Source organism: Paenibacillus sp. OAS669, from assembly GCF_014873645.1.
Lineage (GTDB): Bacteria > Bacillota > Bacilli > Paenibacillales > NBRC-103111 > Paenibacillus_S > Paenibacillus_S vulneris.
The window spans coordinates 1-8049 of sequence record NZ_JADBDR010000033.1; the positions used below are offsets into that span (position 1 = coordinate 1).

General features: G+C 44.8%; 9 protein-coding genes and 1 rRNA gene. 8 read left to right on the plus strand and 2 right to left on the minus strand.

What is annotated here, in order from left to right; genetic code table 11:
• The first annotated feature begins 236 nt into the window (after positions 1-236).
• From GGC63_RS34050 to GGC63_RS34065, 4 genes are all read left to right on the plus strand, one after another.
• Positions 237-929: a phosphoadenylyl-sulfate reductase gene (locus GGC63_RS34050; RefSeq protein ID WP_192705985.1), complete on the plus strand. Its 693-nt coding sequence runs from the start codon at positions 237-239 to the stop codon at positions 927-929.
• A gap of 17 nt (positions 930-946) precedes the next feature.
• Positions 947-2125, plus strand: coding sequence for a sulfate adenylyltransferase (gene sat / locus GGC63_RS34055; protein ID WP_192705986.1), 1179 nt, complete (start codon positions 947-949; stop codon positions 2123-2125).
• A 70-nt stretch (positions 2126-2195) separates the two neighbouring features.
• Complete coding sequence (cwlD, locus tag GGC63_RS34060) at positions 2196-2951, plus strand: N-acetylmuramoyl-L-alanine amidase CwlD (protein WP_079914958.1); 756 nt, start codon at positions 2196-2198, stop codon at positions 2949-2951.
• Between the two features lie 57 nt (positions 2952-3008).
• Positions 3009-4091, plus strand: a complete 1083-nt coding sequence (locus tag GGC63_RS34065) for an Mrp/NBP35 family ATP-binding protein (protein WP_318781164.1) — start codon at positions 3009-3011, stop codon at positions 4089-4091.
• 101 nt (positions 4092-4192) lie between these two features.
• Here GGC63_RS34065 and gerD read toward each other — a convergent pair whose 3' ends face one another.
• Positions 4193-4918 carry a spore germination lipoprotein GerD gene (gene gerD / locus GGC63_RS34070; RefSeq protein ID WP_179136323.1) on the minus strand — a complete coding sequence of 242 codons (726 nt, stop codon included), beginning with the start codon at positions 4916-4918 and terminating at the stop codon, positions 4193-4195.
• A gap of 143 nt (positions 4919-5061) precedes the next feature.
• Here gerD and GGC63_RS34075 point away from each other — a divergent pair, with 143 nt between their 5' ends.
• Entirely contained in the window at positions 5062-5658 is a 597-nt protein-coding gene (locus GGC63_RS34075; protein ID WP_192705987.1) for a KinB-signaling pathway activation protein, read from the plus strand.
• Between the two features lie 26 nt (positions 5659-5684).
• On the opposite strand, the gene pdaB is transcribed toward GGC63_RS34075, so the two are convergent.
• Positions 5685-6473: a polysaccharide deacetylase family sporulation protein PdaB gene (pdaB, locus tag GGC63_RS34080; RefSeq protein ID WP_192705988.1), complete on the minus strand. Its 789-nt coding sequence runs from the start codon at positions 6471-6473 to the stop codon at positions 5685-5687.
• 161 nt (positions 6474-6634) lie between these two features.
• Here pdaB and GGC63_RS34085 point away from each other — a divergent pair, with 161 nt between their 5' ends.
• The 3 genes from GGC63_RS34085 to GGC63_RS34090 form a co-directional block, all read left to right on the plus strand.
• Positions 6635-7234: a stage II sporulation protein M gene (locus tag GGC63_RS34085; RefSeq protein ID WP_192705990.1), complete on the plus strand. Its 600-nt coding sequence runs from the start codon at positions 6635-6637 to the stop codon at positions 7232-7234.
• A 181-nt stretch (positions 7235-7415) separates the two neighbouring features.
• Positions 7416-7634: a hypothetical protein gene (locus tag GGC63_RS34800; protein ID WP_028552477.1), complete on the plus strand. Its 219-nt coding sequence runs from the start codon at positions 7416-7418 to the stop codon at positions 7632-7634.
• A gap of 333 nt (positions 7635-7967) precedes the next feature.
• Positions 7968-8049 (plus strand): 16S ribosomal RNA (locus tag GGC63_RS34090); the annotation flags it as partial.

The following is an 8049-nucleotide window of genomic DNA, read 5'->3' on the forward strand; positions in this document are numbered from 1 at the left end:
ACATGAATGACGAACATCGGAAAGCCGTATGAGGGAAAACCTCACGTACGGTTTGATGAGGAGGGGCAGAAATTTATCTGCCCTTTACTCTAGAATCACCTTTGCCTGGGCTCACCATATGATAGGTAATGGCCCAACAAAATTTTAAATTGACAAAAAGTCCCGTCGCGTTATAATGATATATAACAAAACACATTAATATACTCGGAATTAATACGATGAGAGGATGGATAAACATGAATTTGTTTGAAAAAGAAAAATTAATTCAAGAAGCGGCAGAACAATTCGAGAACCAGTCCCCGGAAGCATTGATTGCCTGGGCCGTTGAGAAATTCCCTAACATCACTTTGGCCTGTAGCTTCGGGGCAGAGGACGTCGTATTAGTCGATATGCTCCAGAAGGTAAGCCCTAAGACAGATATTTTTTACTTGGATACTAACGTGCATTTCAAAGAGACTTACGAAACCCGCGATAAGCTGCAGCAGCATTATGGTGTTGAGTTCGTGCAGGTTCTTCCCAAGCTGACCTTAGCAGATCAGTCCGCTCAATTCGGTGACGAGCTCTGGAAAAGCAACCCTACGCAATGCTGTAACATCCGTAAGGTAGATCCTTTGTCGGATATTTTGAAAAACTATGATGCCTGGATTACGGGAATTCGCCGAGATCAAGCTCCAACAAGAGCCAACGCGAAGAAAGTGGAATACGATACGAAATTCGGCTTGGTGAAATTCAACCCTCTTGCTTCCTGGACTTCTGAAGATGTATGGAATTATATCCGCAGTCATAATATTATTTATAATCCGCTGCATGACCGGAACTATCCAAGTATCGGATGCGAGCACTGCACACGTCAAGTAGCTGCAGGTGAAGATCCTCGTGCAGGACGCTGGTCCGGCTTTGAGAAAACGGAATGTGGCCTTCATAAATAAGGAGGTTTCACGAGCCCATGGCTGAGACAATTCGTCCACATGGCGGCACATTAATTAACCGTGTCGCGGTAGGAGCCGAGAGAGAAGGACTATTGGAGCTGGCCAAGAACTTATACCCTATACAAATTAATGCATGGACGATTTCCGACCTTAATCTCATCGGTGTTGGCGCTTTTTCGCCACTCACAGGATTTCTTGGTAAAGAAGATTACGATTCTGTAGTAGAGAACATGTGTTTGGTAGATGGGACCGTATGGAGCATCCCGATTACATTGTCTCTGGAGGATTACGTTGCGGATGAGATTAAAGTTGGGGAACAAGTAGCTTTAGTAGGAGAGCAGGACGGTGTTATTTACGGTATTTTGGACGTTCAAAGCATTTATGAGGTCGATCAGAAGAACGAAGCAGTTAAGGTGTTTAAAACCGATGACGAAGCCCATCCAGGGGTTCAGAAGCTGCTGTCGCGGCCTTCCATCTATGCAGGCGGCCCGATCCGGGTATTGAATCGTCCTGAGCCGGGGCAATTTGCGGAGTTTTATTTTGATCCTGCGGAAACCCGCCGTATTTTCTCGGAAAAGGGCTGGAAAACCGTAGTTGGCTTTCAAACTAGAAATCCGGTTCATCGTGCCCATGAATATATCCAAAAAAGCGCTATGGAAATCGTCGATGCTCTGTTCTTGAACCCTCTCGTAGGTGAAACCAAATCGGATGATATCTCAGCTGATGTTCGCATGCGCAGCTATTTGGCGTTGCTGGAAAACTATTACCCAAAGGATCGTGTATTTCTAGGAGTATTTCCAGCCGCTATGCGCTATGCAGGGCCTCGCGAAGCCATCTTTCATGCCATGGTTCGTAAAAACTACGGCTGCACGCATTTCATTGTCGGTCGTGACCATGCCGGCGTAGGCGATTACTACGGTACTTATGAAGCACAAGAAATTTTCAGCAACTTCACAAGCGAAGAGCTGGGAATTACTCCATTGTTCTTCGAGCACAGCTTCTTCTGCACCAAGTGCGGCAATATGGCTTCCAGCAAAACATGTCCGCACGACAAATCGGAACATCTCCATTTGTCCGGAACAAAGGTAAGAGCTTTGCTGCGTAGCGGCCAATGTCCTCCTCCGCAATTTACACGCCCCGAGGTGGCGGAAATTTTGATAGAAGGTATGAAGGAACAATTCGAACCAACCAATTGATAGCATATTTGTCCACCCTGTCCCATATAGATGATTAAGAGTCTATGGGGATGCGAGGTGGATTTTTTTTATGTTTAAGAGGAGGAAAAGGGTCGTCGTATGGTTGACCATGCACAGCAGCTTGAAACTGGTGATGTCTTTTTTGCTTGTACTACTAATGCTATTTATGTTTACGTACGAGCTTCCTGCGACCAAAACATGGACATACTGGACGATGCCGCTTTCCGGGAAAAAAATTGCTCTGGACCCTGGCCACGGAGGACCTGATGGCGGCGCTGAGAGTAAGGACGGAATCATTGAAAAGGATATCAATCTGGCGATAACGATGTACCTTAGGGATTATTTGCAGGAAGCAGGCGCCATGGTCGTCATGACGAGAGAAAGCGATCAAGATTTGGCGGAACCATCAACCAAAGGGTACAGCAAGCGAAAGACAGAGGATTTGCTGGCTAGAGCACAATTTATTTCTCAGCAAAAAGCCGATCTATTCGTCAGTATTCATTTGAATAGTATTCCTTCGGATAAATGGTCCGGGGCTCAAACATTTTATTATCCGAACCATCAGGATAACGGGTTGTTAGCGGCGTTAATCCAAGATGAAATCAAGAAAAACTTGAATAATACGGATCGTGTAGCGAAGCCGGTCGATAATGTCTATTTATTAAAGACGTTAAAAATCCCTAGTGCTCTGGTTGAGGTAGGCTTCTTATCGAATCCTTCGGAAGCTCAGCTGCTGAAATCTCCCGAATACCAGAAGAAGGTGGCGGCTTCGGTCTATCAAGGAATATTGCGGTATTACTCCGGCGAAAAAGTAGGTAACTTATAAAATTGTGATATAATAAAATGAAACCACTATTCTTATTTTCGGCTGGGGTGTGAAAACGTGCTAACCAAAGAACAATTAGTAGAGGCCGTTCGTCATCTGAAGGACCCGGAATTTCAGCTTAGCTTGGCTGAATTGCAGCTTATTAGAGATTTTCTTATCAAAGAAGATCGGGTATCTGCGACCGTGCTGCTGTCTAATGAGGACGAAGCTTATCGTACAAATATTCAAGAACAAATCACTGCCGCATTCCAGAAAGCCGGCGCTTCCGAGGTTCATCTTCGGTTTCGTCTTATGACGGAATATGACCGTAACGAGGCGGCTCGAAAGCAGCAGGAGCATGCATCGCAACCGGTTCAGGAAGCGGCGCCAGTTCGCAATATCCTGGACCCGGAATCGGGCGTTCACTTTATAGCAGTAGCCAGCGGTAAAGGCGGGGTCGGTAAATCGACCGTCACTGTGAACCTGGCCGTAGCCTTGGCGAGATTAGGGAAGAAAGTAGGTCTTATCGACGCCGATATTTACGGTTTCAGCGTTCCTGACATGATGGGGATTGAGGAAAGACCGCAATTGGTCGATAATCGTATCATTCCGGTGGAACGCTTCGGTGTTAAAGTGATTTCGATGGGCTTTTTTGTTGAAGAGAACACACCGGTGATTTGGCGTGGTCCGATGCTCGGTAAGATGCTGCGTAATTTCTTTCAGGAAGTCAGCTGGGGAGATGTAGACTATGTTCTGCTGGATCTTCCGCCAGGAACTGGCGATGTTGCCCTGGATGTTCACCAGATGATTCCACAAAGCAAAGAAATTATCGTTACGACACCGCATGCAACGGCCGCTTTTGTCGCTGCCAGAGCAGGAGCAATGGCTTTACACACGAATCATGATATCGTAGGCGTTGTTGAGAACATGTCATATTACCAATGCAGCGCCTGTGGGCAAAAAGATTTTGTGTTCGGCAGAGGCGGCGGTGCCAAGCTGGCTGAGGAGCTTCACACCGAGCTGCTGACCCAAATCCCGTTGGGTGCACCGGACAATCATGTTGCAGAACCGGATTTTTCCCCATCCGTATACAAACCTGAGACAGAAACGGGCGCTTTATATTTGGAGATGGCCCAGAAGCTGATCAACAAAGTGGAATAAGATAAGGAGCTGCCCTAGGGCGGCTCCTTTTTTTAATATCTGTAACGTTGGGGAGTCAGCTTCAACGCCGAGGGAGTAATTGGACAAGGGATTAGCCTCTACTACTTCTTACCACCCTGGCCGCCGCCGCCACCTCCGCCGCCACCGCCAGCACCACCGCCGCCTCCAGCACCGCCACCCTCTTGCTCTTTGGTTTTAGGCTGGGACTCCTCTTCCAGAACCTTCTTCATAAGGTTCATTAGCTCAAGTCGAAACAAGGGACTTTGTAAAGATTCCTGCATCACCGTTTTCATTTGCTGTCTGTACTGAGGACCTTTCATGGAATCCATTAGCATTTTCTCAAAATCGGGGTTCTTCATTGCCTCTATCATAGACTTTTGATACTCAGGGTCTTTGATCAAATCCTTATGCAGCTGTTTATTTTCTTTTTGAATGGCTTTTGCAAATTGTCCGGCGAACTTGGGATCGGTCATGATCGATTGCAAAAACTTATTATTGCTCGTATCGGTTAACACGTCTTTAACGGCTAACTGAATTTGCTGAGCATCACCGGCAGAGAGCAGCTTCAATTGACCTTCGGACTGGATGCCCCCTCCGGAACCACCGCCTCCTTCACCTCCGCCACTGCTGCTTCCACTACCGCCGCCGCTTAATGCGGAAATGATTGCTTTTTTACCATCATCAGTTTTGAGGATGTCGAGCACCATAGTTTTTGTATCTTTATACCCGCCGCTTTGGGATTGTGAGGCTTGCTTATCGGATCCGCAGGATGTTAAAACCCAAATAATTAGAAGGAGGGAAACAGGGCGCAACCATCGCTTCATCATTACATAAGGCTCCTTTCCATATAAGAATTTGGCCTTAGTATTTGCCGTTAGAATAACTTTCACTCTGCTGATTTGTTGGCTTTTTTTTGTGAACGTTGGTACAATTAACTTCTGTACAGATGAAGCTGTGGGGGTAGAATTTCGTGACATTAAGAAAGTGGTTTTATTTATTTTGGACGACACTAGTCATAGGTGCCATTAGTGCTTTAGTCATCGGAATTATTTTACAAATGAATGATCAGCAATTCAGCTTTTTAAACGGCAGCGCAGTGGGCTATAACGTTCTAACGATGCTGTTAGGCGGAGCCACAATAAGCGTACTGAGCCAGATGGGGTTCTTCGCCTATTTGATCATAAGATTTATTGCCATCGGGATTATAAGAAGCAAATGGATTTGGGACGTGCTGCAAGTCATCCTGGTTATTATTGCATTAATTGATTTGGTCTATTTAAGGGATGCAGACGCTGGGGGAGATTGGCTCCCTTATACTATTCTTCCTATTTGCATGCTGGCCGTAGGTTTGGGCGTCGCTTATTGGAAAGTTCAATTGACCAACCGTAACGGTTTTATTCCCACACTGTTCTTTATGATTGTCGTGTCCGCAATGGAAGCCGTTCCTGCGTTAAGGCTGGATACTGCTGCTTCTACAGTATTTATGATGGTGCCTTTGCTTGCAAGTAATGCATGGCAAATCCTGATCCTATCCAAAGTTCTACAAACAAACAAAGAGCCGGTGTAACGGCTCTTCATCATTTTGCCCTTATTCTAATGTATCGTCTTCATTGCTTGATCTTCAACGGGAGGCTTGTTGTCAACCTGTGTCTGCTTCAGCATCTCGCTGACCGTAACAAACTCGTAGCCCTTAGCTCTTAATTGATCAATAATGGCGGGAAGAGCTTCGTGGGTCTGTTTGCATGAATCACTGGCGTGCATCAGCACAATATCTCCAGGGTGGGCTTTGGTTACAACCCGGTTAATGATATTGTCTACGCCTTTATTCATCCAGTCTAACGAATCCGTATCCCATTGGATAACCGTATAGTTAAGCTCGTTAGCGATCCGCAGCACCCGTTTGTCAAAATCCCCGTTCGGCAGACGGATCAGATTAGGAGTTTGTCCGGTTACGTCACGAAGGATCTGATGTGCGGTCGTGATTTGTGTCTTTATTTCCTCGTCTGTATTCAAGCTGCTATAATTAACATGCTTGTGACCATGACTGCCAATCTCCCAACCGCCTTTAACAATATGGTTCACGATTTCCGGATGGTCCTTTGCCCAAGGAGAGGATAAGAAAAAGGTCGCTTTTTTGACTCCTTTGTCCTCAAGCACTTTCAAAATAGGTTCCGTTCTAGTATCGCCCCAACTAATATCGAAGGTTAAGGCAATGACTTTTTTATCGGTTTGTACACTGTAGATGGCCGCGGGCTCATTCTGCGAGAACACCGTGACATTATCGCGTTCGGAGTAAATAATGCCGATAGCAAAAATAACAGCAACCAAAATAATAAAAGATTGTTTCAGTTTTTTGCCGTTAACGACATAAAAATAGTTCACAAAATCCAGACCTCCTTTTGCCCAGTGTGGTGGGGGCTTGTATAAGCTGATTAGTAAAATGTATGCTCGGACAAGAAAGATATGCCAGGGCTCGTACCGCTTATTCAAAAAACATGCTAAATTCACATAGAAAATCATAGGGGGGAACGCTATTGAGGAACATGATGCTGCAATTTCGGCTGATGAAACATTATTTTATTGCTTCTGCCTTGGTTTTCGTTACAGGGATCGTACTGGGGGTGGGCTTCTCGGATCAATTTCATGCCTTCATTGAAGCGCAGCTGAAGGGATTGGAACAGCTATCTCAATCTATTAACGGTAAACCTAATCAGCAGTGGTCGTTGTTTTGGCTGATATTTTGGAACAATGTATCGAAATCGCTGCTTATTATAGGGTTGGGAGCATTTTTTGGCGTGCTGCCCTTGTTCTTCTTGTTATCGAATGGGCTGCTGCTAGGTTACGTTATGGCCGTCTCTGCTGAAAAGCAGTCTATCCTGTATGTCATCAAAGCTATTCTGCCTCACGGTATTATTGAAATTCCTGCAATCGTTTTTGCATGTGCATTCGGATTGCGTTTAGGAGTGCTTGTTCTCAAGTCCTTAACAGCCCTTACAAGCCCTGCACGGTCCGGTAAATTCAAAGAGGAATTTCGGGGCTTTGCCAAGGCGCTGGTGCCCGTGTTCGTTATTATTGTAGTAACTTTGACAGCCGCGGCACTGATAGAGAGCACCTTTACGTATTGGCTTGTTAAACCGCAATAAAAAAATCAGCATAAAAATAACCAAATATGTGCATAACAGTAAAGCGTTAAAAATGCTTTCATTTCGTATGCATTGAAAAAACGCAATGGATTCTATACACAGAAGATGTTGCTTTCTTCAATGCATTTTTTGTTTGCTTCAACATGGAATATACACAAGCTGTGGAAGGGGTATTACGTCGATGCTCGGGTTTTTATTTAATGAAAGAGAGTGCAGGGAACTCGACTATGTGTTGAAAAAAGAGTTGGACGAAATGCTGTTTGATCTAAATGATAAGCGGATTGATCCTGATATTAAAGGAGCTATTGAATCGCGGTATAGAGTCATCTTTAGAATGTATGCTCGGCTTGCATCCCCTAAAGAAATATCGAAATATGCAAGGAACCGAATGCATCATTAAAAAATACTTGACTTCGATTTGATTTGTATGTTATTTTATTACTCGTTCCTTCCGAGAAGATCGATATGAAATAAAGCGGTTGGAACCCACAAAAAAGTTTTTTAAAAAAATACTTGCAATCACGTAGGCGAATGTGGTATATTATAAGAGTCGCCGCTAAACACGGCGAACGAGATGACAAAACAGAAGTTACATGAAGTAATCAGGTTTTGTCGATATATTGTCCTTTGAAAACTGAACAACGAGTGAATGTTTTAATGAGAATGAAAATTCTCGCTAGCATTGAATTTTGAGCTTAAGACAAGCTCTAATATAAGTCGCTTCGGTGACACTTTATTGGAGAGTTTGATCCTGGCTCAGGACGAACGCTGGCGGCGTGCCTAATACATGCAAGTCGAGCGGTCCCTTCGGGGAT

Excerpts from the sequence above, each read along its gene's own strand:
- sat (WP_192705986.1), top strand. The coding sequence starts at position 947 with ATGGCTGAGACAATTCGTCCACATGGCGGCACATTAATTAACCGTGTC.
- gerD (WP_179136323.1), bottom strand. The coding sequence starts at position 4,918 with ATGATGAAGCGATGGTTGCGCCCTGTTTCCCTCCTTCTAATTATTTGG.
- GGC63_RS34800 (WP_028552477.1), top strand. The coding sequence starts at position 7,416 with ATGCTCGGGTTTTTATTTAATGAAAGAGAGTGCAGGGAACTCGACTAT.
- GGC63_RS34085 (WP_192705990.1), top strand. The coding sequence starts at position 6,635 with ATGATGCTGCAATTTCGGCTGATGAAACATTATTTTATTGCTTCTGCC.
- GGC63_RS34050 (WP_192705985.1), top strand. The coding sequence starts at position 237 with ATGAATTTGTTTGAAAAAGAAAAATTAATTCAAGAAGCGGCAGAACAA.
- cwlD (WP_079914958.1), top strand. The coding sequence starts at position 2,196 with ATGTTTAAGAGGAGGAAAAGGGTCGTCGTATGGTTGACCATGCACAGC.